The 26,458-nt window shown below is 45.0% G+C and carries 26 protein-coding genes; 13 read left to right on the plus strand and 13 right to left on the minus strand.

The window, feature by feature from the left end; genetic code table 11:
- Positions 1 to 12: 12 nt before the first annotated feature.
- Together GJQ68_RS07820 and GJQ68_RS07825 are read left to right on the plus strand one after the other, a co-directional pair.
- On the plus strand, positions 13 to 1,332 hold the full coding sequence (locus GJQ68_RS07820) for a Gfo/Idh/MocA family protein (RefSeq protein ID WP_162416744.1): 1,320 nt from the start codon (positions 13 to 15) through the stop codon (positions 1,330 to 1,332).
- Positions 1,333 to 1,336: 4 nt separating this feature from the next.
- Positions 1,337 to 2,257 carry a hydroxypyruvate isomerase family protein gene (locus GJQ68_RS07825; RefSeq protein WP_162416745.1) on the plus strand — a complete coding sequence of 307 codons (921 nt, stop codon included), beginning with the start codon at positions 1,337 to 1,339 and terminating at the stop codon, positions 2,255 to 2,257.
- Between the two features lie 55 nt (positions 2,258 to 2,312).
- Here GJQ68_RS07825 and GJQ68_RS07830 read toward each other — a convergent pair whose 3' ends face one another.
- On the minus strand, positions 2,313 to 2,789 hold the full coding sequence (locus GJQ68_RS07830) for a YcxB family protein (RefSeq protein ID WP_162416746.1): 477 nt from the start codon (positions 2,787 to 2,789) through the stop codon (positions 2,313 to 2,315).
- A gap of 171 nt (positions 2,790 to 2,960) precedes the next feature.
- On the opposite strand from GJQ68_RS07830, the gene GJQ68_RS07835 reads away from it, so the two are divergent.
- Complete coding sequence (locus GJQ68_RS07835) at positions 2,961 to 3,188, plus strand: hypothetical protein (protein ID WP_162342650.1); 228 nt, start codon at positions 2,961 to 2,963, stop codon at positions 3,186 to 3,188.
- Between the two features lie 4 nt (positions 3,189 to 3,192).
- On the opposite strand, the gene GJQ68_RS07840 is transcribed toward GJQ68_RS07835, so the two are convergent.
- Both GJQ68_RS07840 and GJQ68_RS07845 read right to left on the minus strand, forming a co-directional pair.
- The gene (locus GJQ68_RS07840; protein WP_162416747.1) at positions 3,193 to 3,609 is read right to left on the minus strand and encodes a Fur family transcriptional regulator; all 417 of its coding nucleotides are present in this window, start codon (positions 3,607 to 3,609) and stop codon (positions 3,193 to 3,195) included.
- 101 nt (positions 3,610 to 3,710) lie between these two features.
- Positions 3,711 to 5,486: a sodium:solute symporter family protein gene (locus GJQ68_RS07845; protein WP_162416748.1), complete on the minus strand. Its 1,776-nt coding sequence runs from the start codon at positions 5,484 to 5,486 to the stop codon at positions 3,711 to 3,713.
- 285 nt (positions 5,487 to 5,771) lie between these two features.
- On the opposite strand from GJQ68_RS07845, the gene GJQ68_RS07850 reads away from it, so the two are divergent.
- The 8 genes from GJQ68_RS07850 to GJQ68_RS07885 all read left to right on the plus strand — a co-directional run bounded on the left by GJQ68_RS07850 (position 5,772) and on the right by GJQ68_RS07885 (position 14,328).
- Positions 5,772 to 6,842 (plus strand): phosphotransferase enzyme family protein, encoded by a 1,071-nt coding sequence (locus tag GJQ68_RS07850; protein ID WP_162416749.1) that lies wholly within the window; start codon positions 5,772 to 5,774, stop codon positions 6,840 to 6,842.
- A gap of 25 nt (positions 6,843 to 6,867) precedes the next feature.
- Positions 6,868 to 8,961, plus strand: a complete 2,094-nt coding sequence (gene recG, locus GJQ68_RS07855) for an ATP-dependent DNA helicase RecG (RefSeq protein WP_162416908.1) — start codon at positions 6,868 to 6,870, stop codon at positions 8,959 to 8,961.
- An 87-nt stretch (positions 8,962 to 9,048) separates the two neighbouring features.
- Positions 9,049 to 9,885, plus strand: a complete 837-nt coding sequence (locus GJQ68_RS07860; RefSeq protein ID WP_162416750.1) for an OmpA/MotB family protein — start codon at positions 9,049 to 9,051, stop codon at positions 9,883 to 9,885.
- A 12-nt stretch (positions 9,886 to 9,897) separates the two neighbouring features.
- Positions 9,898 to 10,554 carry a pseudouridine synthase gene (locus GJQ68_RS07865; protein ID WP_162416751.1) on the plus strand — a complete coding sequence of 219 codons (657 nt, stop codon included), beginning with the start codon at positions 9,898 to 9,900 and terminating at the stop codon, positions 10,552 to 10,554.
- Positions 10,555 to 10,641: 87 nt separating this feature from the next.
- On the plus strand, positions 10,642 to 11,613 hold the full coding sequence (locus tag GJQ68_RS07870) for an AAA family ATPase (protein ID WP_162416752.1): 972 nt from the start codon (positions 10,642 to 10,644) through the stop codon (positions 11,611 to 11,613).
- A gap of 32 nt (positions 11,614 to 11,645) precedes the next feature.
- The gene (locus GJQ68_RS07875; protein WP_162416753.1) at positions 11,646 to 12,695 is read left to right on the plus strand and encodes a sensor histidine kinase; all 1,050 of its coding nucleotides are present in this window, start codon (positions 11,646 to 11,648) and stop codon (positions 12,693 to 12,695) included.
- A 13-nt stretch (positions 12,696 to 12,708) separates the two neighbouring features.
- Positions 12,709 to 13,446, plus strand: a complete 738-nt coding sequence (locus tag GJQ68_RS07880; RefSeq protein ID WP_162416754.1) for a LytR/AlgR family response regulator transcription factor — start codon at positions 12,709 to 12,711, stop codon at positions 13,444 to 13,446.
- A 126-nt stretch (positions 13,447 to 13,572) separates the two neighbouring features.
- Positions 13,573 to 14,328, plus strand: coding sequence for a LytR/AlgR family response regulator transcription factor (locus GJQ68_RS07885; RefSeq protein WP_162342350.1), 756 nt, complete (start codon positions 13,573 to 13,575; stop codon positions 14,326 to 14,328).
- Between the two features lie 2 nt (positions 14,329 to 14,330).
- On the opposite strand, the gene GJQ68_RS07890 is transcribed toward GJQ68_RS07885, so the two are convergent.
- From GJQ68_RS07890 to rfbC, 8 genes are all read right to left on the minus strand, one after another.
- Complete coding sequence (locus tag GJQ68_RS07890) at positions 14,331 to 15,692, minus strand: PhoH family protein (protein ID WP_162416755.1); 1,362 nt, start codon at positions 15,690 to 15,692, stop codon at positions 14,331 to 14,333.
- A 191-nt stretch (positions 15,693 to 15,883) separates the two neighbouring features.
- Complete coding sequence (locus tag GJQ68_RS07895) at positions 15,884 to 16,630, minus strand: shikimate dehydrogenase family protein (RefSeq protein WP_162416756.1); 747 nt, start codon at positions 16,628 to 16,630, stop codon at positions 15,884 to 15,886.
- On the minus strand, positions 16,627 to 17,562 hold the full coding sequence (locus GJQ68_RS07900; RefSeq protein ID WP_162416757.1) for a DUF368 domain-containing protein: 936 nt from the start codon (positions 17,560 to 17,562) through the stop codon (positions 16,627 to 16,629). The genes GJQ68_RS07895 and GJQ68_RS07900 overlap by 4 nt, the downstream gene beginning before the upstream one ends.
- 34 nt (positions 17,563 to 17,596) lie before the next feature.
- Positions 17,597 to 18,358 (minus strand): phosphosulfolactate synthase, encoded by a 762-nt coding sequence (locus GJQ68_RS07905; protein ID WP_162416758.1) that lies wholly within the window; start codon positions 18,356 to 18,358, stop codon positions 17,597 to 17,599.
- 37 nt (positions 18,359 to 18,395) lie between these two features.
- A complete protein-coding gene (locus GJQ68_RS07910) occupies positions 18,396 to 19,808 on the minus strand; it encodes a tetratricopeptide repeat protein (protein WP_162416759.1) in 1,413 nt (470 codons plus the stop codon).
- Between the two features lie 69 nt (positions 19,809 to 19,877).
- The gene (locus GJQ68_RS07915; protein WP_162416760.1) at positions 19,878 to 20,846 is read right to left on the minus strand and encodes an NAD-dependent epimerase/dehydratase family protein; all 969 of its coding nucleotides are present in this window, start codon (positions 20,844 to 20,846) and stop codon (positions 19,878 to 19,880) included.
- A 23-nt stretch (positions 20,847 to 20,869) separates the two neighbouring features.
- Positions 20,870 to 21,625: a tyrosine-protein phosphatase gene (locus tag GJQ68_RS07920; protein ID WP_162416761.1), complete on the minus strand. Its 756-nt coding sequence runs from the start codon at positions 21,623 to 21,625 to the stop codon at positions 20,870 to 20,872.
- Positions 21,625 to 22,176 (minus strand): dTDP-4-dehydrorhamnose 3,5-epimerase, encoded by a 552-nt coding sequence (rfbC, locus tag GJQ68_RS07925; protein ID WP_162416762.1) that lies wholly within the window; start codon positions 22,174 to 22,176, stop codon positions 21,625 to 21,627. The genes GJQ68_RS07920 and rfbC overlap by 1 nt, the downstream gene beginning before the upstream one ends.
- Positions 22,177 to 22,398: 222 nt before the next feature.
- Here rfbC and hflX point away from each other — a divergent pair, with 222 nt between their 5' ends.
- Together hflX and mtgA are read left to right on the plus strand one after the other, a co-directional pair.
- Positions 22,399 to 23,664: a GTPase HflX gene (gene hflX / locus GJQ68_RS07930; RefSeq protein ID WP_162416763.1), complete on the plus strand. Its 1,266-nt coding sequence runs from the start codon at positions 22,399 to 22,401 to the stop codon at positions 23,662 to 23,664.
- A gap of 159 nt (positions 23,665 to 23,823) precedes the next feature.
- Positions 23,824 to 24,507 carry a monofunctional biosynthetic peptidoglycan transglycosylase gene (mtgA, locus tag GJQ68_RS07935; RefSeq protein ID WP_162416764.1) on the plus strand — a complete coding sequence of 228 codons (684 nt, stop codon included), beginning with the start codon at positions 23,824 to 23,826 and terminating at the stop codon, positions 24,505 to 24,507.
- Between the two features lie 91 nt (positions 24,508 to 24,598).
- On the opposite strand, the gene GJQ68_RS07940 is transcribed toward mtgA, so the two are convergent.
- Together GJQ68_RS07940 and GJQ68_RS07945 are read right to left on the minus strand one after the other, a co-directional pair.
- Complete coding sequence (locus GJQ68_RS07940; protein WP_162416765.1) at positions 24,599 to 25,201, minus strand: DUF2179 domain-containing protein; 603 nt, start codon at positions 25,199 to 25,201, stop codon at positions 24,599 to 24,601.
- An 82-nt stretch (positions 25,202 to 25,283) separates the two neighbouring features.
- Complete coding sequence (locus tag GJQ68_RS07945) at positions 25,284 to 26,456, minus strand: CynX/NimT family MFS transporter (protein WP_162416766.1); 1,173 nt, start codon at positions 26,454 to 26,456, stop codon at positions 25,284 to 25,286.
- Positions 26,457 to 26,458: the final 2 nt, after the last annotated feature.

Raw genomic sequence — 26,458 nt, forward strand, 5'->3', positions numbered from 1 at the left:
ACTCAAAGTAATATGAAAATCAAGAATAGTAAACAAAGAAGGGATTTCATCAAGACCTCGGCACTACTAACCGGAGGAGCGATGTTAAGTCCATTTAGCCTATCCGGTGCCTATGCGGCCGGGGACGATGCGATTAAGATTGCCGTAATCGGATGTGGAGGCAGGGGAACGGGTGCTGTATTTCAGGCATTTGAAACCGGTCAAAACATCCAATTAGTGGCCATGGCGGATGCGTTTAAAGATCGTTTGGACCAAAGTTACGAGCGGATTTTTAAAAAATACGGAAAGGACAAAGTAGTCGTTCCGGAAGAAATGAAGTTCACTGGATTTGATGGCTATAAACATGCCATGAAAGAGGCAGATGTGGTCATTATTGCTACTCCTCCGGGATTTCGCCCCGATCACTTTGAGGAGGCAGTCAGACAGGAAAAGCAAATTTTCATGGAAAAGCCGGTTGCTACGGATGCGGTAGGAATTCGACGGGTGCTCGCAGCGGCAGAAATAGCCAAGGCGAAAAAATTAAACGTGGTGGTTGGCTTGCAGCGTCATTACCAGGATAACTACATCCAAACCATAGACCGTATCCACGACGGAGCAATTGGCGACATCATTGGAGGCCAGGTGTTTTGGAATGATGGCGGTGTCTGGGTTCGTGAAAGGCAGCCGGGCCAGACCGAAATGGAATACCAAATGAGAAACTGGTATTACTTTAACTGGCTCTGCGGCGACCATATTACGGAACAGCACGTGCACAATATAGATGTGGCCAACTGGGTGAAAAATGGCTACCCGGTTAAGGCAGAAGGTACCGGCGGAAGAACGGTCCGCAGGGGAAAAGAACATGGGGAGATTTTTGATCACCATGTGGTCTTGTTTACCTATGAGGATGGTACCGTTATCCACAGTGAATGCCGTCACTTTCCGGGAGCTACCAACCGGGTAGACGAAAGCTTCCAGGGAACTAAGGGTAAAGTGTATATGAATGCGGGCCATGTGGGCAGATTGACTGATTATAAGGGAAATAGCCTGTATGAGCATGATGGGAAAAACAACGCCAATCCCTATCAGGTAGAGCATGACCAATTATTTGATGCCATCGTTAAGGGTGAATACAAGTTTGCAGACGCAGAAAATGCTGCTAAAAGCACCATGAGTTCGATTCTTGGAAGGTACGCCACTTACTCCGGTAAAACCATCACTTGGGACGAAGCGATCAATTCAAATGTCAGCCTGATGCCGGAACGTCTGGCCTGGGATGCCGAACCAAAAGTGGTTCCAAACGAAGAAGGCTACTACGCATTCGCAGTTCCCGGAAAAACTAAAGTGGTATAAGCAGATGGAAAGAAGAAAATTTATACAGAACGTATCACTAGGCTCAGTGGCTGCCGGATTAACCGGTATGGGCACTTTGAAAGCAGGGCAAACAGATAGCCTTCCGGCCGATCAGACCTTTAATCTGGATTATGCACCCCATTTTGGGATGTTTAAGCACCATGCAGGGGATGACTTACTGGATCAGATTACCTTTATGCACGAAAAGGGATTTCGAAGTCTGGAGGACAACGGCATGATGGGAAGAACGCCGGAGATGCAGGAGAAAATTGGCAATCACCTGGCTAAGTTAGGAATGACGATGGGCGTGTTCGTTCTCAATAAAGGGGGCAATGGTGCCAATACCCTGGCTGCAGGGAAGCAGGAGCATGTGGATATCTTTCTGGACGGTTGCCGAAAAGCGGTGGAAGTCGCTAAAAGAGTCAATGCTAAATGGACTACCGTGGTGCCGGGTGATTTCCAGCGAAATCTTCCTCTGGATATACAGACGGCAAATGTGATAGAAGCACTAAGAAAAGGAGCCGAAATTCTGGAGCCTCATGGTCTGACCATGGTATTGGAGCCATTGAGTGATACCCCCAATTTGTTTTTAAGGTACTCGCCCCAGACGTATATGATATGCAAGGGAGTGAACAGCCCCAGCTGTAAAATCCTCTACGATATCTACCATCAACAGAAAAATGAAGGGCATTTAATAACCCTTATGGACATGTGTTGGGAGGAAATTGCCTACATACAAATAGGGGACAATCCTGGAAGAAAAGAACCGGGAACCGGTGAAATTAACTACCAGAATGTATTTAAATTTATCTACGAGAAGGGTTTTAAAGGAATCTGCGGAATGGAACATGGAAACGCCAATCCGGGAAAAGAAGGTGAAGCAGCTGTCATAGCTGCCTACCGCAAAGCGGATAACTTTCTCTAGGACACCTGTTGTGGTAATAAAAAAAGGGACCGGCTTTCGCGTTGGTCCCTTTTTTTTATGAGGCTACCAAGCCTTTTCTTTTCAAAATGGTTTCAATGAATTTTATTTCGTTCTGGGAATTAAATATTTTAAAGGGAAGGTGGATAAATTGGGCTTTCGACAACACCAGAATGTAGGCCTTATCTTTTATCTGAGCTTTTTTTATCATTTCCCATTTAATAGGCATGCCTTGTTTGCTATTAATCTTCATCAATACCTGCCGGCTGTCGATTTCATAGGAGAGTTTTTCAAACATTACTTTGTTTTGTTCCATTTGAGTCACGCCAGCAAATTGAATGACCCAAAAAAGCCAATACAACGCATAAGCAAGCAAAGCCATGCTGATCCACCACCAGGAAGGGATCCAAAAGTAGCCACAGGCGATGGCAATCGCTATGAAAACCACCCACCACTGTTCCTTCAAAATATTCTTTAATCCTTGCTTGATATAGGTTCCTGTTTCCAGTTTGTATTTTTTAGTTTTAACAATCATGGTTTGGTTTTCATTTTGATCCGCAAATATCTCATGTTATCTGTTAGATAGCAAGTATATTCGGTTTGCCTTTTAATTTTTATTTTTTTTCCAACATTGCTATCATTCTCATTGTTAACTTGTTGATTAATTAAAAATTATATTGTAATTTGATGAAAATCTTTGGATATGATGAGTAGCCTGGTAATCGATTTGGTGTTGTGCGGAGTGGCATACGTGGTATTGATCTATTTTGTTGCCACCCTTACCAAAGCCAAAATCAACAGAAATAGAAAAAATAACGATGACGATGGGGATGGCGGTGTCGAGGACTTTACGCCACCGAAAATTGACCTTCCACCTGGGATCGTGTGGCCGTCGGAAGACAGGGATAAAACAGAAAAACCCGCAGTTTATTAATTTTTTAGCTGCAATTCTTACAAACCCCCTGGATTAACAAACTCATTTCGCGTGGCTGGTAGCCGCTGGGCAACATGATCCTTGGCAAGGCGATTTCTTCCAAACAGTTCGTATTACCGCATACTTCACATTTAAAATGGACATGTTCGTGATCGTGATGAGGCTCTTCGGTACTGTGATTACACAGCGCATATTTAGCCGCTCCGGTATCGTCCAGCACCTTGTGGATAAGGTCGTTTTCTAAAAATGTCTTCAGGGTCCTGTAGATGGTGACCCGGTCGAAATTCTCCTTCAATGCTTCCTCCAGATCAGCATGGGACAACGCCACCCTTTTTCCCAGGAATGTATTGAGAACATCTCTTCTGCAACTGGTTACCCGCAAGTTACTGTCCTTTAAAATATCAGCTGTTTTGACTTCCATTGCTTTCCAATTGATGCAAATTAACTTTTTCTATTCGTTTTACCGATAAAACCAGCATTTACTGAGAAAAATTCCCATCATTTGGTGTTCGAACCCAATGTTTATCTCATTTTTTTCCAGCCTCTGAATACCAGGATACCCCCCGCTGCTGAAATAACAGTGGCAATTACGGCCGATAGGGTTTCGCCGTAGATCCAAAAACCCGCAGCAAATAAAGCGGCATACACCATGATGGATCCAATTAGCATCAGTCCTATTTCCATGGGGAGTTGTCCGATTTCCTCTTTTTCATCGGGGTATTTGGCCAGGAGTTTTTTCCATCCCCAACTCGCTGGTCTCACCTTTCTGTAAAAGGAAAGTAATACCTTGTCGTCTTCCGGTTTTGTCAGCAAGGTAACCGCAACCCAGGTGATGGTAGTCAGGGAAACACCAAAAAGCAATTTCAAATAGGCCATGTCATCCGGGATGGGCCAAAATCCAAGTTTGTTGTGTATGGATTCGAAGTAAATGGCCACGATAAATGAGACGATCATCGCTGAAATTTCTGTGTAAGCATTGATTCTCCACCAAAACCACCTGAGGATAAATATCAGCCCGGTTCCCGCACCGATTTGCAGTAATATATTGAATGCCTCCAGGGCATTGGAGAGCACGGTTGCCAACAAGGCAGCGAGCACCATCAAACCAACCGTGGAAAGACGACCAACAGCCACTAACTCCTTGTCGGAGGCATCTGGCTTGACAAAACGCGCGTAAAAATCGTTCACCACATAGGAAGAACCCCAGTTCAGGTGCGTGGATAAGGTAGACATGACGGCAGCAATAAGCGAAGCAAGTACCACACCGATCAAACCCGTTGGTAAGAAGGTCAACATGGCGGAGTAGGCCAGGTCATCTCCGAGTTTGCTCTCTTCAATATTGGGAAATGCCTCTTGCATATCGCTCAACTGAGGAAAAAGAATCAACGAAGAAAGCGCAATGATAATCCAGGGCCAGGGCCGGATAGCATAATGGGTGATGTTAAATAGCAAGGTGGCACCGATGGCATTTTTTTCATCCTTTGCAGATAACATTCGTTGGGCGATGTAACCTCCCCCTCCCGGCTCTGCTCCCGGATACCAGGTAGCCCACCACTGTACCGCCAGGGGCATGATAAATAATGGAATCAATAGGTTCCAATCGCTGAAATCAGGTATGATGTTTAACTTATCGGACACATTGGGATGGCTGAGTAAATTGTCCAGGCTTCCGATTTCAGGAAGGCCTACGATGTAAATGGCAGCACCAAATGCGCCGCCCATCGCAATAAAGAATTGAAAAAAATCTGTGAGTAATACGCCTTTTAATCCACCCAATGAACTGTAAATTACTGTCACCACCGAAACGATCAAAAGCGTTTCCCAGGAACTTAGTCCCAGCATCACTCCAAATATTTTAATGGCTGCCAGAGAAACGGTCGCCATGATCACCACATTGAAAAACACCCCCAGGTACAACGCCCGAAAGGCCCGTAAAAAGGCAGCTCCTTTTCCTCCATACCTCAACTCGTAAAATTCCAGGTCTGTTGTGACTTCGGAGCGTCTCCATAATTTGGCGTAAACAAACACGGTCAACATTCCCGTTAGTAGAAATGCCCACCAAACCCAGTTACCGGAAACACCATTTTTACGGACAATGTCGGTTACCAGGTTGGGGGTATCCGCGGAAAAGGTGGTTGCCACCATACTTACCCCCAGAAGCCACCAAGGCATGTTTCTTCCGGATAGGAAAAATTCTTTGGCATTTTTACCCGCTGTTTTGGAGGCGATCACGCCTATTAACATGGATATCACAAAAAATGAAATGATTATTGCCCAATCGATGATTGAAATATTCATGGTAAACTTGGATTAAGATGGTTTTCGGTCCAGGATACGTGGTTCATGTTAACCTTAACAGGTTATGGTAAAATTTTGCTAATTAAATAAATCTTTTTCAATTATTTTAATTAATGCAGGAATATTTTCACGGACGTGAAATTAGCCAGGTTCCGTTGAAATCAAAGCCCGCTCAGGTAAATATAGCCCCTTTCGGGATATATAGTCAAAAGTATCGTAATTTTACCCCTTCAAATCAAAGTATTTTCTTCAATCAAATCGGAAACTAGTCAGAAAATAGCACGTATGAAGGAGTCAGTATTGGATGCATTGGCAAAAGCCTATGGATTGGAAACCAGTGAAATTAGGGTAAACAGGTTTGGATCCGGACATATCCACAAAACGTATCGGGTAGATGTAGCAGCTAACGCCTATATTTTACAAGAATTTAACGATGCCGTTTTTACGCATCCGGAACGTATTTCCGGAAATTTGGAATACCTGACGGGGCAGTTTGACCCGGGTGATTTACCTTTCGCCCTCCCTTTGCCGATTACGAACACGGAGGGGGCCTTTTTTACGCGCCTTGACGAAGGGCTGTACCGCTTATTCCCCTTTGTGGGTGGTGTCACCCAAGATGCCGTCAGCCAAAAGGAGCAGGCGAAAATTGCTGCCGAAGCATTTGCCCGGTTTATTCAGGTATTTTTGCATGCGGATGCGGAAAAGATGGAGGATACCATTGCTCATTTTCACGATTTGGAGATTCGGTATCAGCAATTTGATGCAGCACTCAAAAACCCCCGAGTCCAAAAGGATTCCGACACCGACAAAATGATTGGTTATTACCTGGGGAGGAAGGACCTACTCGAAACCTATGGGCATTTCCGAAAACAACTTCCGCTTCGGGTAACCCACAATGATACAAAAATAAATAACCTTATTTTTGGTGAGAACCTGGACCAGGTAAATGCGCTTATAGATTTGGACACCATAATGGCTGGTTTCGTTTTTTATGATTTCGGTGATTTGGTCCGAACGGTAGCCTGTACCCGAGACGAATCCTCCATCGAATGGGATCAAATCCAGGTCGACATGGAAAAATACGAGGGTTTGTTGGAAGGTTTTTACTCCATACTAGGTCGGGATATTCAGGGGGAAGAGCTGGAGTCTTTGCCTTTTGGGGGAGAAATGATGACCTTAATTATGGGACTACGCTTTTTGACCGATCACCTGAATGGAAACATTTACTATCAGGTAGACTACCCGGAGCAAAACCTGCACCGGGCAAAAAATCAGGCGGCCCTTCTGACTGCGCTAATCGCAAAAAGGCAGGCCATAAACGAATTGGAAGGAAAGCTCAGGAAAGCCCTGACATAGTGAAATTAGGCTAAAATTGCAACCATTGACCGGTTTTTTTGACACCAAAATCGAATACCTGAAAGGGGTTGGCCCCCAGAGAGCACAGCTGCTGAACAAGGAACTGGAAGTGTTTACTTTTGGGGAACTGCTGCAGCATTATCCATTCAGGTATGAAGACAGAACCCGTTTTTATAAAATACGGGAAATCCAATCCGATCTGCAACAGGTACAAGTGATCGGAAAGATTGCATCCGTCCAGTCTATAGGAGAGGGAAGGAAAAGAAGACTGGTGGCGCAGTTTGCCGACGAAACGGGCATTATGGAACTGACCTGGTTTAAGGGGCTAAATTGGGTTGGTAAAAAACTGGTAGCGGGGGTTCCCATGGTGGCCTTCGGCAAACCGCAGCGGTTTGGAGGTCGGTACAGTATGGTGCATCCGGATCTTGAGCCCCTCAGTGGAAGGCAGGAAGAAGAACCATTTTTCCAGCCGGTCTATCCCACCACCGAGAAGCTCAGGCAGCGGTATTTGGATAGCAAGGGCATTTCGAAAATACAAAAAGCGCTGTTGCCCCTGGCTTTACCAAAGATTCCCGAAACCTTACCGGTACCCATTCTTAATGCGCTGAAACTGGTATCCAAAAAGGAGGCGATCAAAGAGATTCACTTTCCATCGGGAACGGAAGCCTTACGAAAGGCGATGTACCGGCTAAAATTTGAAGAATTTTTCTTTTTACAGCTTCGGCTGTTAAAGTTAAAGCTCGCCAGAACCGAAAAATTCAGGGGTAAAGTACTGGATCAAACCCAATTGCTAACTCGTTTTTACAAGGAGATGCTTCCTTTTCAGTTGACCGGTGCGCAGAAGCGGGTTATCAAGGAAATCTACGCAGACCTCAAATCAGGGCTGCAGATGAATCGGCTGGTGCAAGGGGATGTGGGCTCGGGCAAAACCATTGTGGCATTTATTTGCCTATTGGTGGCGGTGGATTCGGGTTACCAAACCTGTTTGATGGCACCCACCGAGATTCTGGCCAATCAACATTACGAGGGCTTGAAGGACTATTCGGAACAAATGGGCTTGAAGATCGCCCTTCTGACAGGTTCCAGCAGTAAAAAAAAGCGGGAAGCAATTCACCGGGATTTAGCTTCAGGAGAGCTTCATTTATTGGTGGGTACCCATGCGTTATTAGAGGATGTGGTGCGTTTTCACCGGCTTGGCTTGGCCATCATTGACGAACAGCACCGCTTTGGGGTGGCCCAGCGGGCTAAATTATGGGCAAAAAACGATGATTTCTACCCTCATGTGCTGGTAATGACGGCTACCCCCATACCCAGAACCCTTGCCATGACCTTGTATGGAGATTTGGATATTTCCGTCATTGATGAATTGCCGGTAGGCCGGAAAGCCATTCAGACCGTTCATCGGTACGATAAAGACCGGCTAAAGGTATTTGGATTTTTAAAAAAGCAAATCGAACAGGGAAGGCAGGTGTACATCGTATATCCGCTGATCGAAGAATCTGAAAAGAGTGATTTAAAGAGCCTGATGGATGGTTATGAAAGTATTTGCAGGGCTTTTCCGGGCTATCCTATTGGCATATTACATGGCAATATGAAGCCAGGGGATAAGGATTTTGAAATGAACCGCTTTTCGAAAGGAGAGACGAAGATCATGGTGGCTACCACCGTAATAGAAGTGGGCGTAAATGTTCCCAATGCCAGCGTGATGGTCATTGAAAATGCGGAGCGCTTTGGTTTATCCCAACTCCATCAATTGCGAGGCAGGGTAGGCCGGGGGGCGGAGCAGTCCTATTGTATCCTGATGAGCAAATATGAGTTGGGGAAGGATAGTCGGGTGCGATTGGAAACCATGGTGAGGACGACCAATGGGTTTGAAATTGCAGATGTGGATTTGCGTCTAAGGGGTCCGGGCGACCTTTCCGGCACCCAGCAATCCGGCATTACGGACCTGAAGATGGCTGATTTAAGCAAGGATGGTGAAATATTGGTGCAGGCAAGAGAGGTGGCCCGGAAAACTTTGGAACGGGATCCGCATCTGCGTTTTCCTGAAAACAAGCCCATAGCCGATCAGGTGGCACGAATTAGAAAAAATGAGTTGAATTGGAGTAGAATTTCCTGATCTTTTCATCCTACAGGGCAGAATTTTATTAGATTCCCTGTAAATTGGTATGTTTTTGGTGACGATCGTAAAAAAGTCAGATAAACTATGAGGAGAGCCTTACTATTCGGGAGTTTTTTAATAGGGATAGTCTTGTTGGAGTCCTGTGTACCCCAGAAGAAATACCGTGAAGTGAATATAAGGAATGCAGAGATGATGCGTTCTTTAAGAAATACAGAGGATGTTTTAGACAGTACGCGTCAGGAACTCGTCAGTCTTCAAGAAATGAACGAAGACCTTCAGGAGCGATTGGATGCCCTGGAGCAGGAAAAGTCCGAGTTGGCAGACAGGCTGGATAGGGCCATGTCCACATCCTCTTCCGTTCGCCAGGAACTTAACGAAAAGGAACAACGGCTCTCGGAGCAGCAACAACGGCTGGATTTGCTTCAAAACCTGCTGGACGAACAGCGGGCAGTTATGGAGCGTTTGAAAACAACCATTGATAAAGCTCTGGTGCAATACCGTTCCGATGAACTCCAGGTAAACGAGCAGGATGGTAAGTTGTACGTATCTTTGCAAGATAAACTTTTGTTTTCTTCGGGGAGCGCTACGGTGAACCGGGAAGGCAGAGAAGCGTTGGGAAAACTGGCAGTGGTTCTGAACAATAGTCCGGAAATACAAATCATGGTCGAAGGCCACACGGATGATGTTCCTATCCGGGGTAGTTTTGAAGACAACTGGGAGTTGAGTACGGGTAGGGCCACGGCAATCGTTCGGATATTGACGGAAACCTACGACGTGGCACCGGAAAGGGTTATTGCAGCGGGTCGGAGTTTTTACGAACCGAAAGCTCCCAATGATTCGCCGGAAGGAAGGGCCAAAAACAGAAGGACCGAAATCATCCTCACGCCTCAGTTGAATGAATTGTTCCAGTTGTTGAGGTAAAGAACCGGTTTTATGGATTACAGGTATTTCGTTGTATACAAACCCTACGGCATGTTAAGCCAATTTAGCGGAGAAGAAGATACCCTGGCAGCACTGGGTGATTTCCCTTCCGATGTTTATCCCGTAGGCAGGTTGGATAAGGACAGTGAGGGGCTGCTTCTACTGACAAATGACAATAAGCTAAATCACTTGCTGCTGGACCCACTTCATGGACATGAGCGGACGTACTGGGTGCAGGTAGAGGGGGACATTTCAGAGGAAGCACTGCGGCAATTGCGGCAGGGGATAAGCATCACCATTAAAGGAAAGCCCCACCAAACATCAAGGGCCAGTGTCAATTCCCATCCCGATGCGGAATCCGAGTTACCGGCACGTGTTCCTCCCATTCGGTACCGAAAGAATGTACCCGATTCCTGGATAGCGCTATCGTTAAAAGAGGGCAAAAACCGACAGGTTCGTAGGATGACTGCGGCGGTTGGTTTTCCTACCTTGCGCCTGGTAAGGTGGGCCATCGAATCATTAACGATACAGGGCTTCCAGCCTGGGGAAGTGCGGTCTCTGGAGCAAGAAGAAATATACGAATTTTTGAAGATTCCGTTATTGATTAATGGTGCTTCTCAGGGAAAAAAGCCCAAATTTCACCCGGAAAGAAATAAGAGAAGATTCTGAATTGGGATAAACCATGAAATATTCTAATTTAGGCTTCTATTTTGAGGCGATGCCTTAGTTATTTTATTGAAATCTGAATCAAACAACATGCATCAGGAGAAGATACAAGAAGTCATCCAGGAAGTAAAAAAGATCGTAGTCGGCCAGGATAAAATGGTAAACCGGCTTTTGATCGGCCTATTCACCAACGGTCATATTCTTTTGGAAGGGGTTCCCGGATTGGCGAAGACCCTGACGGTAAACACTTTGTCCCAGGTGCTTCATCTGGATTTCAAACGGATTCAATTTACACCCGATCTTTTGCCGTCGGATTTGGTGGGGACCATGATCTACAACCAATTGAACGCGAGTTTTGAGGTTAAGAAAGGACCTATTTTTTCCAATATCATTCTGGCAGATGAGGTCAACCGCTCTCCAGCCAAAGTCCAATCGGCCTTGTTGGAGGCCATGCAGGAAAAGCAAGTGACCATTGGGGAAACGACGTTTACCCTGGACAGGCCATTTCTGGTTTTGGCGACGCAAAACCCCGTGGATCAGGAGGGAACCTATCCGCTACCGGAAGCGCAGGTAGACCGGTTTATGATGAAGGTCAATATTGATTACCCTTCCAAGTCGGATGAGTTAGAGGTAATGCGCCGGATGACGAACGCCCATTTTTCCTCGGAGGTAAACCCCATTTTGGATAAGGAGAATATCTTTGCCATTCGGAATGCCATCAATGAGGTACAAATAGCCGAGGCCTTGGAAAATTACATTATCGAATTGGTGTTTTCCACTCGTTTTCCTGAAAAATACGGCATGCAGGAGGAAGCTAAATACATTCAGTTTGGCGCTTCTCCCCGTGCATCCATTAATTTGAACTTAGCGGCAAAAGCGACCGCCTTTATGGAGGGGCGGGACTACGTATTGCCAGAGGATATCAAAGCGATTGCCGAGGATGTTTTGAACCACCGGATCATTTTAAATTATGAAGCCGAAGCCGATAACGTGAGTACCCGGGATTTGATTCATAAAATCCTCGATAAAATCCCCCTGAACAAAGTAGCCGGTGTCCGTTAAGTAGCGGTTCGCTGTGCAGAGAAGGGCAATGAATGGATAAATACAAATTATATTGGCTATTACAATTATTTGGTTGGCTCTGTTTTGCCCTTGTCAATTTATTTTTTGTTTCGATGGTCAGAGGGATCACACCGATTCAGATAGGGGCTTACTTTTCCCTGGCTATTTTTTACTTTCTTTCAACACATTTTTTCAGGTTTCTGATTAAGAATAAGAGCTGGCTGGAATTTGAGCTGACCAAATTGATCAGCCATGTATTGATTGCGGTATTGATTCTCAGTTTCTTGAACACCTTTGCTCAAATTATCATCAATTGGGTTTTTGGGACGCTGCATCTCCGGGAGGATTTCCGTCCACTGGTACTTTTGGCCAATCTTTTTACCAGTTTTCTGTTTTATTCGCTTTGGTCTTTGCTTTATTTTCTCTTTTATTTTTTGGATAATTATAATTCCAGCCTGAAATACCAGGCAAGAATTAATGAAATTAAACTGATTCATTTACGAAACCAGCTAAATCCGCATTTCATTTTCAATGCCCTGAATAGTGTGCGGGCGCTGGTAGACGAAAACCCCACCAACGCCAAAACGGCCATTACGCAGCTTTCCAACATTTTGCGGTATTCCCTGGTGATGGACAAACATAAAACCATTCCGCTTTCGGAAGAGATGAATACGGTAAAAGACTATTTGAATCTGGAGTCCATTCGATTTGAAGAGCGCCTAAAAGTCCTGTATGATGTAGAACCCAAGGCCTATGAATACAAAATCCCGCCGATGATGTTACAAACGATCGTTGAAAACGGCATCAAACATGGGGTATCTAATTTGATGAAAGGCGGAATAATAGAAATCAAATGCACCATTGGACTGTTAGATGATTTGTATATTTGGGTTAGAAACAGCGGTCACCTCAAGGCGGATAAATCTCCCCGGAAAAAAGGGGAAGGACATGGCATCGCTAACACGGTACAACGGCTAAAACTAATATACGGGAACCGTGCTTCTTTTAAAATTTTCAATTATGGAAATGAATTCGTGGTTACAGAAATAAAAATACCAAAACAAAACCTTAATTTAGGATAAAATTAAAAAAGATATGCGTGTATTAGTAGTAGATGATGAAAGATTGGCAAGGAAGGAGCTCATCAACCTATTGAATCAAAATGACAATGTGGAAGTCTTGGGTGAGGCCAACAATGTAGACGACGCCCGGGAAAAAATAGAGGAATTGAATCCAGAGGTCCTCTTTTTGGATATACAGATGCCGGAAAAAACCGGTTTTGATTTGCTGGAGGAATTGGATCATGTACCGCTTGTGGTATTCATTACCGCCTATGATGAGTTTGCCTTGCAGGCTTTTCAGGTAAATGCGCTGGATTATTTATTGAAACCCATCGAGCCGGAACGCCTTACCGATACCCTTAAAAAGCTGGAGAAAAAATTGGAGGAGATGAAGAAGGAAGAAGATGATGCTGCTTCCAAAAGTCCCAAAAGCCAACTTTCCCTTACGGATCAGGTCTTTGTGAAGGATGGTGACAAGTGTTGGTTTGTGAAGCTTGCCAATGTACGCCTATTTGAATCGGACGGGAACTACATTAAGGTGTATTTCGAGAATAACAAGCCCATGATTCATAAATCGCTCAATGCATTGGACGAGCGCCTGGATGAAAAGTCCTTTTTTCGGGCCAGCCGAAAACACATCATTAATTTGAGTTGGGTAGAATCCATTGAACCCTGGTTTAATGGAGGGTTGGTGGTAACCTTAAAGGGGGGAGAGCGAATTGAAGTGAGTCGGCGACAGGCTGCCCGTTTCAAAGATTTGATGAGCCTTTAGTAATAATGGCATGGGTTCTTCAGGTGGATTGGCATTTAATAGGGGGATCTGTGCATTAATTTGTATTTTAATTTGTAAATTGGTCAAAACAGCTTTTATTTTAATTTTTCCCTTAAATTTAAGATCATGAAAGAAGAAAGGATACTGATTGTTGAAGACGATGTAAATATTTCTGAAAACATCGAAGAAATTTTGCAGCTTTTGGGTTATGGTAATATTGACATTGCGAATTCAGCCAACCAGGCGATTAAAGTGGTTAAGAAATACCGCCCGGACATGGTCTTCATGGATATCAAACTTAAGGGTGATAAGGACGGGATCGAACTGGGGGAGATTATTCAGCAAATGGTGGATGCTCCCATTGTCTACGTCACCTCTTACAGCGATCCAGCTATCATCGAACGGGCGAAAAGAACCCATCCGGCTGGTTTCATCGTAAAGCCTTTCAACAGCAACGATATCCATGCCATGGTGGAAATCGTCCTATACAACCAGCGAACCAGGCCGGCACTTTCCGAGGGTGTTAGCACTAAGATCGTCGAGAGCCCTTACCTGGTAGTAGATGCCGTTTATATAAAGGCCGACAACAGTTTTGAACGCGTGGATTACTCGGATATTTATTACGTGGAAGCTAACGGAAACATGGTGACGATTTTCACAAAGAACCGTAATTTCACCATCCGTAAGTCAATGAAGGACATGGAAGAGAAGCTGCCTTCCAACCTGTTTCTTCGGGTACAGAAGTCCTATATCGTCCAATTGGGCCAAATTGAAAGCTTTAATACCAAAGAGATCAACCTAAAGACAGGCGATGTGGTACAGGTGGGCAGGCAATATTACAATAGCTTCCTGGCCAAGTTGAATACCATCACAGAAAGTTAATGTTATAGCAACTCGTTAGCTAAATTGGCGAGTTCGGAACGTTCCCCCTTTTCCAATTTGACATGGGCATAAAGGGGGTGCGTCCTTACCCGGTCGATTAGATAGGAAAGACCGTTGCTCTGACTGTCTAGATAAGGAGTGTCAATCTGGAAAACATCCCCTGTAAAGATGATTTTTGTGTTCTCTCCTGCCCTGCTTATAATGGTTTTTACTTCGTGTGGGGTGAGATTCTGTGCCTCGTCCACTATAAAAAAGATGTTCGAAAGGGAGCGGCCCCGGATGTAAGCAAGCGGCTGGATTACCAGTTTTTCCTGGTTTACCATGTCCGAAATTCGCTGATACTCCTTGTCATGTTCCTTGTATTGGTTTTGGATAAATTTCAAATTGTCCCAAAGTGGTTCCATGTAAGGATTCAATTTGGATTTAATGTCTCCGGGCAAATAACCGATGTCTTTATTACTTAAAGGGACGATGGGGCGGGCAAGAAAAATCTGCTTAAAATTACTGCGTTGCTCCAATGCCCCTGCCAGGGCTAATAAGGTTTTTCCCGTTCCGGCCACTCCCTGAATGCTAACCAATTTGATTTTCGGGTCCATGATGGCGTGTAGTGCAAACGCCTGTTCTGCATTTTTGGGACTGATATTGTAGGCCTTGGATTTGGATATTTTTTCGAAGGATTTTTCTGAAGCATGATAAAAAGCCAGTATAGAAGCGTTGGGTGTGGCCCCTTTCAATATATAATAGGTATTATTGGCAGGTAGCGATTTTTGTCTTTTTCCGAAAACCTGCTCCGCATCCAGGTTGCTTTTTTCGTAAAGCGTATTGATGATTTCCTGGCTCACATTTTCAATTATCTCCTTGCCCGTGTTTTCAATTTCAGTGATGTTTTTGATTTTTCCGGTTTCGTAATCCTCTGCCGGAATATCCAGGGATTTGGCTTTGAGACGGAGGTTGATGTCCTTACTGACCAATATGACCTTGCGTTTTTTTTCCGTTTGCCTCAGACTTAAGGCCGCATTCAGAATCTTATGATCGTTTTTTTCTTCGCCGAAAATCTCATTGGCATTCAGAGCGTTTTCCGGATTCATCATCACTTTAAAAGCACCCTTGCTTTTTCCGTTTAGCGGAGTCCAGTGCTGGATCATCTGATCCTTTGCCAGCCGGTCCAAGAGGCGAATGAATTCCCTTGCTTCAAAATTTTTGGTATCGTTGCCCTTTTTGAATTGATCGAGTTCTTCCAATACCGTGATCGGAATCACGACATCATGCTCGGCAAAATTCATAATGGAGTAATGATCATACAAAATGACAGAAGTGTCTAAAACAAAAATCTTTCTGTCCTGTGTCGTTGCTTTCTTCACCATAAAAACAAAATTGGAGTGGAATGACGATTAATAATACTTATTTTAAACGACAAACGTCAATGAAATCACTTAAAAAAACGGTTAATCATGGAATGTATTTTTGCCAACAAGGATTAACCCACTAAGCGACTGGCATTTACGAATAACCGTGAATCCAGTCCCAGCGAATGAGTGATTGGCTTGCACCTGTTTCATTCTTTCGCATTCCAGATTTCCCAGGCGGCTTCTGCCTGTAGGTGGAGCATTTCCATGCCGTTTTTGGTTTTTGCCCCCCTGCCAGCGGCTTCCTTCATCAGACTGGTTTCCGCTGGGTTATAGACCAGGTCATAAACCCAATGGTTTTTACCGAGCTGTTTAAGGGGAATAGGGGGCCTTTCGCTGGTATTGGGGTAGGTGCCCAGTGGAGTGGTATTGATGATCAGGGGATGATCCGCCAGGATGCCTGCCGCTAATTCCTTGTAAGATAAGATGGATTTGGAATCCGGATGCGAAGCCCTGGAAACTTTTAGAAAAGCAATATTAAGGTCATTAAGGGCTTGTGCTACGGCGTTGGACGCACCACCGGTGCCAAGGACCAGGGCAGCAGGCCGTTCTTTCCCCAGCCAGTTTTCCAGAGAGGTTCGGAAACCGATGTAATCGGTATTGAATCCTACCAATTCGTCGGGGCTAACTTTGATACAATTAACGGCTCCGATTGCCCGGCAGGCTGGCTCCAGCCGGTCCAGGAAAGCGATGACTTGTTGCTTATAGGGAATGGTTACATTCAGGCCAATGAGATCTGGTACCTTAGCCAGCAAAGCAGGAAAGGCCTGAATAGTCGGTAGCTCATACAGCTCGTATTGACATCCCTTTAAGCCTTCTTTTTGAAATTTTTCGGAGAAATATTTTTTGGAGAAGGAATGCGTCAGTGGAAATCCGATGAGTCCGTATTTTTTCATTCTCTGCTAAAATTATGTGCTAATCGTTCAAGTCCTACCACGAGCAGTACCCCAAATAGAAATGCAAAAATAGCAAGGAGAAAACCGGGGTCTTCCCCTGTTTCTACCAGATAGACGTGGGGAAGGATATTTTCCGTTAGTAGCGGTTTTTGCATGCCAGAACTGGAAATGCGGTAGCTTAACACTTTTTTCCAGGGCCAAATTTTATTGATGGAGCCAACCATAAATCCTGAAAGCAGGGATAAGGTAAGCGCATGGAAATTTTTCAGAAACCAGGAAATAACCCTGCTAAAGAGGAGTAATCCACTGACACAGCCCAGTGCAAATACCCCCAGGACCAGCAGGTTTTTGTCATTGACTGCCGTGAGGATGTACTCATATTTGCCCAAGATGAGTAGCAGGAAGCTGCCGGAAATTCCCGGTAAAATCATGGCACAAATGGCGATGGCTCCCGAAATAAATGTAAACCAAAGCGTGTTCGGTGAGGTGATTAAGGGCAATTCGGTGATAAAATAGGCCAGGACTGCTCCCAGCGGAAACATCAGAATAGCTATGAGGTTCCACCGTTTGATTTCCCTCAGGATTACGATGGCACTGATCAGGATCAATCCGCAGAAAAAGGACCAAAGTGGAATGGGAAAATGATCAATAAAAAAGGTAATGATCTTGGAGAAGGCAAAAATACTGGTCATAATGCCCAGAAAAAGCACCAATAGAAATCCTCCGTTAACGTGTTTCCAAAATTCAGCTATTTTTAAACGGGTTACCAGATGTAGGGCCTGCAGATCAAAGGAATTAATGCTTTCCAATAATTCCTCATAAATCTTGGTAACCAAAGCGATGGATCCTCCCGACACACCGGGTACTATATCCGCACTTCCCATACCCATTCCCTTAAGGAACAAAATTACCCAGTCACTGATCCGCTTCATTGTGTGGCCTGTTTAGTAGTAGAACCAATAAAAATCAGAGGTCCAAAAAGAAATCAAAAGTGTCTCCTCTCAAACCCAGCCTTAATGTTTCCAAGGGAATGATTTCGTTGGGAGCGATGTTTCCGAGATTTACATTTGATCCCAGAAGCTTAATGAACCATACCTGTTGTTCTTTTTGAGGTGCTTCCCAGATGATTTTTTCTTCGGGTATCTGGGTGAGGATTTCTTCTACCAGCCCCTGCCGTACTTCTCCGGAATCCCTGAAAAGGCCGACCGTTCCCCCTTCCCTGGATTCTCCGATTACCTTCCAGGCACCAGCATTCAGTTCTTTCTGCATTTGGTCGATCCATTTGTAGGGAGGGATGATTTTGGCAGCATCTTTTGAACCTACCTCGGACAAAACGGTCACCTTTTTAGCCATCGTTTCGATGTACCTGCATTTTTTGTTATGGTCCAGGGTGATGGATCCGTCAGACACCTCTGCGAACTCAAGTTGGTATTCCTCTAAAAGTCGGACATAATCGTCAAATTGATCGCGGATGACAAATGCTTCAAAAAGCGTTCCTCCGAAATAAACCGGAATACCTGCCGCCCGATAAATGTCTATTTTTTCCCGTAAATTTTTAGTAACAAAAGAAGTCGCCCATCCTAGTTTGACAATATCTACGTAATCTCCACTGACTTCAATAAAATCTTCCACTTCCCGAAGGCTAAGCCCCTTATCCATGGCCATGGTAAATCCTGAATTTCTAGGTTTGTCAGTCCGGGACGGAATGCTCTTAAGATCGTAATTCATTCAATAAAATTTTGACAAAATTGAGACAAAAGAAACGTTATCTTTTAAAATCCTCTCTGTACTGGTTGATAATTTTAAATATTGCTTTCTGTTTTTCCAACTCGGGCATCAGTTCGTAAAGCAATTCGTGTTTTTCGAAGTCCAAAGTTAATGCATTTTCCAAAATTGAAAAGGCTTCTTTGTATTTACCTGTTTTAATAAGGTAGACCACCAGTCTGTAATAGAGTTCGGCTTCCTCCGGTAACTCCTCCATTCCTTCTTTGATGACGTCCTCTGCTTCCTCAAAGCGGTTTTGGTCGAAATAGATGAGAGAAAGGTTTATATAAGTCTCAATAATACCGGGTTCCAGGTTAATGGCTTCTTCGTAGGCCTCTGAACTGGCCTGAAGGTTGCCCAATTCGTATTCAGCACCGGCAAGGCCGACCCAGTAATTGGCATTTTCTGACGTTAAATTCAACGCTTTTTTAAAATAATGAATCGCTTCAAAGAATTTCTTCTTTTTCATCATGCACATCCCGAGACCAAACCAGGCATCGTCGTATTCCGGATCCAATTTGGCAGATTTTTTGAAATACTTGAAGGCCATATCGATCTGGTCCAGCTTTTCATAGGAAGCGGCCAAGTAACAACAGTTTTCGGCATTGCTGCCTTCGCAGTTGATGGTGTTTTGATAGGCTTCCAGGGCTTTCTCGTACTGAAGGGTGTTCATCAGCGCATTTCCCAGGTTAAAATAAGCCGAAGCAAAGGAATCGTCAATGAGCAAGGCGTAATCATAGGCATCGATGGCTTCTGTGAATTTGCCCAGGCGATTGTAGACCACCCCCAGATTGTACCAGGCGTTGGCATTGTAGGGATCTTGATCGATAAATTCCTGGTAGAAGTTGAGGATTTCATCGAAGGAGCCCTCTTCTTCGGTCATCATGGCTAGTTGAAAGAGCGCATCTTCATGATTGATCTTTAATTTCACCACCTCTTTAAAACAGTTGATGGCCTCCTCCATTTTTTTGTCGCTACGGTAGAAATTTCCGAGCAGGTAATATACCTCAGCCTTGTCTTCGGCTAAAGGCAAAAATCCTTTTAGCAGCTGGATAGCGTCCTCGTATTGATCCAATAAGGACAAGGCATTGGCCATGGTCAATATGATTTCCTCATTGTTTGGAGAGAGGTTGTTCAGGTTTTCCAGCAGTTCCAGGCTTTCTTCCAGCTCATCCATGAAAAGCAGGGATTGCGCCATCAAAAGTTTTATTTCCACCGAAAACGGGAATTTTTGCAAGGCCCATTCACTGGTTTTATAGGCCTTTTTGTATTTGAAATGATCATGGTAATACCTGATGATATCTTCCAATTCTTCTTCCCCAAAAAATAGGCCTCTATTGGATTTGAGAGAATTTTCAAATCGCTGTACCAATTCCTTCTCCTGATCCGAGTGATTGTCAAAATCTCCTGTCATAGGTTTGATATGAATTTTACGTTTAAGATACCAAATATTTTCATTTTAGGTTCTTTTACCGAAGCCTTTTTACTTTTCATTTGCCATCGCCCACTCAAAGGTGTCTTTCAATGGAGTAAAGGAGGTTCCGGTTGCTTCTTTTACTTTGCTGCTGTCATATCCTACTTTGGTCTGGGCAGCCCGAACGGTTTGTCGGCTGATGGGTAGCTTGTTTTTCGAGAACCAGTTGTGTAACCGGGACCAGCGGATCACCCAGCCCGCGATCCAATTGCTAAGGGGAATGCTTGGGGGCTTTATCCCGAAGACCAAGGCCATTTCATTGAAAAAATCCTTGTAAGGGAGGCTTTCTTTGCTAATGATATACCGTTGGTTCCATTCTCCCTTGTCGATCAATTGAAGCATGATCGCGACCGCATCCCGTATATCGATATAGTTGATATTACCCTGCGGGAAATAGCGGTTGCCATCCAACACATACCGGTAGATTTGGCTGCTGCTGCGTTCGTCCGTTATTTTTGCCAGCAAGACGGAGGGATTGAAAACCATCACCTGCAAACCTTCTTGAGCCCCCCGCCAGACCTCCAGTTCTGCCAGGTGCTTGGAGATGCCATAGGGGGTATTTAATTCGGAATTTATCCATTTTTGCTCTTCGGTAATGGATAGCTGATTCTCCTGTCTGCCCAATGCCGCCACCGAACTGATAAAAACCAATTTGCCGGTGTTTAGGGAAAGCATGGCATTCACCAGACAAGCCGTTCCCTGGGCATTGGTTTTCAGTAATACTTCTTTTTTAGAATCATCGAATGAGACCAGTCCTGCGGAATGGATGACCAGATCCTGATCCCGACAAGCTTCGGTAAGCATTTCCACGTCGGTGATTTCTCCCTCATACCACTGAATACTGTCTGCCATACTGCCCAGCAGACCTGTATTGCTTCCGGCTCTTTTAGTCCCGGAAATCAGTGCTTTGCCGGAAAGACTTTTAGCGAGGTAGCTTCCCAATAATCCGGTAATGCCGGTGATGAGTATCTTTTTCACAAGGTTAGCATTATGGGCGGAGCTTACAAATTCTTATTCCAAAGGTCCAAATCTTTCAATTTGTTAAAATACTTTTCCTGTGGCAACCTTTCCAACGCATCCAGGTATTTTTCGTTGTGGCAATCTGTTCCGGCAAGCTTTACCAGGTCCCGATCTATTAACTTCTCGGCAAATTTTTTAACGGCCTTGGAATAATACCCGGTAAGTGACAGCAGGTTTAACTGGAAAGGGATGTTTCGGTCTGCCAGACCTTCCAGCGTACTGCTTTCCTGGTGCAGGTAAATGTACCGCTCAGGATGTGCAAATACCGGTTGGTAACCAGACAGCTCCATCTGAAAAAAGGTTTCGAGGAGAATGTGGGGCTTACTCATAAACCCAGTCTCTACGAGTACCATCTTGTTTTCGCCAAAGCTAAGCAGCGGTTCATTTTTTTCTACTTTTTCAAAAAAAATCTCGTCCAGGTAATATTCTGCCGCCGTTTCCAGCTCTACAGAAATACCGGCTTCGCTGACAGCTCTCTTCAATTTCCTTAGTCCACTATCAATGGTTTCCGGCGTGTTTCTAAAAAACTCACTCATGATATGCGGGGTAATGATGAGTTTTTTTAATCCATAGGAAGCCAGCCGCTCTACCAGTATGACAGATTCCTCCATCGATTGGGAACCATCGTCAATTCCTGGAATCAAGTGGCTGTGCATATCGGCCTGGAGCCAACTAAGATCCAGTGCCTGATTTTCGGATGATGTTCTTTGTTTGGTGAATAAATCGAATATAGACATTAAAGTCCTCCTCTGCTTAATTCTTCGAATTTTTTCAGATCAGGCCAGGATTGGTCCTTTTCGGATAGGAGCGGATTATCCACTCCCCAATCAATGCTTAACTGCTTATCATTCCAAATAATTCCCCCCTCACTTTCTTTGTGATAAACGCTGGAGCATTTATAGGTAAAAACCGCATCTTCTATCACGGCAAAACCATGAGCAAATCCGGTAGGGACATAGAGCATGTTCTGAAGCGCTTCGTCCAGAATCACCGAATGGTATTCACCAAAAGTGGCTGATCCTTTGCGAAGATCTACGCAGACATCCAGGACCTTTCCGCTGATGACCCGGACTAGCTTGGCCTGAGCATGCATTCCCGTCTGAAAGTGCAGGCCCCGCACGATTCCAGCTTGGGAGTAGGACTGATTGTCTTGCACCCAATGGGTGTTCATTCCGTGCTTTTTAAATAAGTCTTCCCGGTAACTTTCTAAAAAATAGCCTCTTGCATCTTCGAAAATTTTTGGGTAAATTTCAAAAACATCCTGGATTGCTGTCTTTTTGATTTCCATGCCTCTATTATTTGTTATTGACTAAAACGGTGCAATTTGGTAAATATGTATTGAAAATGCAGTACTTGTGGATGAATTTTGCCGCGGTTTCCGGATAAGGACCGAAAATGCATAATAAGAGCGGCCCGCCGTGCACAAATACACCCGATCATGAATCTATTGCTGCGAAACTACGTTATACCATATTCGAATCGTCGAATGGAAGTTTGAACAAACCTTTGCATGAGTAAATACAGCAGAAAAATTGCCAAATTGGTAGATACTGCCCCAAAAGAGGAAACGGCAGTTTTGATTGCGCTAATCCACCAGCAGGAAACAGAGCAAGTGGTGCAGGAGCACCTGGATGAGTTGGCCTTCCTGACAGAGACGCTGGGAGCAAAATCCGTGCATCGGTTTACCCAGCGAATGGATAAACCGGATGCCAGAACCTTTGTGGGCTCCGGTAAATTGGAGGAAATCAAAACCTACATTGAGTACTTTTCCGTCGATATGGCCATTTTTGATGAGGACCTCAGTCCTTCGCAAGTAAAAATATTGGAGAACGAACTCAAAATTAAGGTATATGATCGTTCCATGTTGATTCTTGATATTTTTCTAAGCAGGGCGCAGACAGCGCAGGCAAAAACGCAGGTGGAACTGGCACGTTACCAGTACCTATTGCCTAGGTTGACCCGAATGTGGACGCACCTGGAAAGACAGCGTGGAGGAACGGCCACCCGGGGTGGTGCCGGAGAAAAGGAAATCGAAACGGATAAGCGAGACATCCGGCAAAAAATCGATTTGCTGAAAGAAAAGCTAAAGAAAATTGAGAAACAAGGGCATACCCAGCGCAAAGGCCGAAAGGGCATTGTACGGGTAGCTTTGGTTGGGTATACCAATGTGGGAAAAAGTACGCTAATGAACCTGCTCACCAAAGCAAATATCCTGGCCGAGAACAAGCTTTTCGCCACAGTGGACTCTACTGTGCGGAAGGTGGTGCTTGAAAACATCCCTTTTCTGATCTCCGACACGGTGGGATTTATCCGTAAGCTGCCAACCCACCTGATTGAGTCCTTTAAATCCACCCTGGCGGAGATTGAAGAGGCCGATTTACTTATACACGTGGTGGATCTCTCACATCCTAATTTTGAGGATCAGATCACGGTGGTCAATCAGACCTTAAACGAAATGGGTGCGGGTGACAAGCCCGTAATCATGGTCTTTAATAAAATCGATGTGGCTCCCAAAATGCCTTCCGAGGAAGAGCTGATGCTGATGTCCGCACACGAAGTAGAAGAAGCTAATTTCATCGATTTCGAGAAGCTAGAGGAGAGCTATGCAAAGAAATCCTCGATCAGACCCGTCTTTATGGCAGCTGGGAATGGCACCAACATAGAAGGTTTTCGAAAAGTGGTGACGGCGGAAGTAAAGAAAATACATCAAAAGATTTACCCTCATTACCTGGAGGACGAAGTGTTGGACCTGTCTCAATACGGTGTGGAAGAATGATGAGTTCATTCGTAATCGCTATTCTTTCAGACAATGGCTATTTGATTATTTTTCCAGCATCTTTAGTAAAATGATACTCAAACCCCTGTAGTTAACCAACGCCCACCTCCTATCCAGAGCGGATAGGGTGGTGGGTTTATTTATCGAAATGATTCATTTGTGAGAAAAACCTTTGTTTGGGCGGCCAGGATTTTCCTTGGGTTGTTTTTGTTGTCCATCCTGGCTGTAGTAGTGCTGGGCAGATTGCCGGTCCTTTTTACTCCCTTGATGGGGATTCGGGCTATGGAGCAGGTTCTGGATGAAGATAGGGACTTCCGCTTCCAAAAGGATTGGGTGCGCATAGAAGCCATTTCTCCTCATTTGTACCGTGCGGTTATCGCTGCCGAAGACCAGAAATTTCTGGATCATGGTGGTTTTGATTGGGATGCAATTGAACGCGCTCTGGAGGAGAACAAGGAAGGAAAAAGGATTAGGGGCGGAAGCACCATTAGTAATCAAACTGCAAAAAACGTCTTTTTATGGCCCGGAAGAAACCTGCTTCGAAAAGGAATGGAGGCCTATTTTACGTTTCTGATGGAGTTTTTTTGGTCTAAGGAAAGGATCATGGAAGTGTACCTGAATGTCATTGAAATGGGAGACGGAATCTATGGAGCGGAAGCAGCCTCTCAGTTTTATTTTGGTAAAGCGGCAGCAGATCTTATCAGGCAGGAAGCAGCACTAATAGCGGCCGTGTTGCCTAATCCCTTGCGCTGGAGGCCCGATCAGCCTACTCCCTACCTCCGGCAACGACAAGCTTGGATTCTACGAAACATGCGGAATTTAGGGGAGCTTCCGCTGGAATGAGTGGATAGAATCTAACCCTTTTATTCGAATGTTTTTGGATTGTAGTTGGACGCTTTTCTGTCGGGAACAAAACGGGAAAAAAAGGGAAAGCTTATTTTCGGATAAGATTTCGGAGACGGGTAGTGAATCGGGGCCGGTCTTCCATGACGTTAAGGTCATCTTCTGAAACCCTTTTAACGCTCTCGATGGTGTAAAAAGCTTTCTCATTACTCTCTCTGAGTTTGCCGATAAATTCCTTCAGCCGTTCCCTTTTAATGACAGTAAACATGAGGATGACTTTACCAAATCGTCCTTCTGCTCCCACAGAGGTAAAGCGGTATTCTTTTTCTTTCATGAACTCCACAAGTTCGGGAAGGGCTTCGGGAGTAATGATTCGTACCAATACCCTGCCCAGGGCAAGACGTTCTTCGATGACCATGCCTATATACGTTCCCATGGCATAGCCGCCCGCATAAGCAATGTAAGAAAGCGGATTGTTGATGTTTTGAAAAATTTGTCCAATTGCAATAAGCCATATGAGTGCTTCAAAGAAACCCAGAACCGGAGCCACGGTTTTTTTTCCGTTCAAGACAAACATGATCCGTAGGGTATTGATCGAAACATCTACTACCCGGGCTAAAAAGATAAACAAGGGCATCACGAGGTAATCAAAAAGCGATTGGGAAATGCCCAGGGTTTCCAGTAATTCCTGCATGAAATAAAGGTAAGGTTCGAGATTACAAACGTACGGAAAATTTGGGGATAATTGGTAAGCTTTCTGCCGGGGTGTTTTCGTGCTATACCGTTCGGTTTCTTCCTGCTAAATACCCGAAGCCGGTAAAAAAGAGGGATGAAACCAGCATCAGGTAAACCAGCATGTCCCAATCCTGCCATTGATCAAATGCCATGCCGAACAGCATCGGCCCAAAAGCTGCCAGAAAGTAGCCAGCGGATTGTGCCATACCGGATAGTCCTGCCGTGTAGCGGTCATTTTTTGTCCGCAGGGCGATCAGGAGGTAGGCCAGGCTGATGCTCGCTCCCATGCCCAGTCCTACCACAGCGATGCCCAGTACGTTTAGCCAGATGGTTGGTGAAAACAAGGTGCTGAACCCCAGCAGGTAAATCGCCCCAATGGAAACGGCAATGCCGGATTGCTGCCGGAAACGGCTAGCAACTACCGGGGCAAATAACGTCCCCAGCAACCCCACCACTTGCATCATCGAAGCCATCAAACCGGCATGGGTGGCACTTAGCCCCTTGTCAATCATCATGTCCGGCAACCAGGTAATCAGGGTAAAAAACAACAGGGATTGCACCCCCATAAACAAGGTGACCTGCCAGGCCAGCCGGGAGCGCCATACGGATATACCCATTTTTTCGATTTGCTTTTGAGGTTTCGGGGAAAAGGCCAATTGCGGCCACCAAACCAGCAAAGCTAAAAAGAGAAAGGATGTCCAGAATAATAAGGATCCTCTCCAGCCCCAACCCAAACCCTGGGCCAGGGGAACACTTACTGCGGTGGCAATCGCAGCCAATAAGGACATGCCCGTGCTGAATAGGGCCATTACCTTTCCGGTTTTGGACGGCATGCGGGATTTTACCAGTGGAATCAGCAAGACATTGCAAATGACAATGCCAATCCCGGTCAGCGCCGTGCCAAGATACAGGGCAAAAGGTCCCGCCGATACCCGAAGCACCGAGCCCGTGCCCAGGATTAGCAATCCCATAAAGATCGCCTTTGCTTTACCAAGGCGGTTCCCGATGCCCGCCGAGAACAAGGAAAAAGTAGCAAAAGTCAGCAGGGGCAATGTGGTCAGAAAACCCGCCAGGCCATTGGATAAGTTCATGTCCTCCCGAATGAAGGGAATGAGGGGACCCACTGCTGTAATCGAGGGGCGAAGGTTAAAAGAAACCAGCAAAATGCCCAAAATAAGCCAGCCATCACTGGATTTGTCCTTCAATAGATTCATAA

The organism is Cyclobacterium roseum (assembly GCF_010119225.1).
In the GTDB taxonomy this organism is placed as follows: domain Bacteria; phylum Bacteroidota; class Bacteroidia; order Cytophagales; family Cyclobacteriaceae; genus Cyclobacterium; species Cyclobacterium roseum.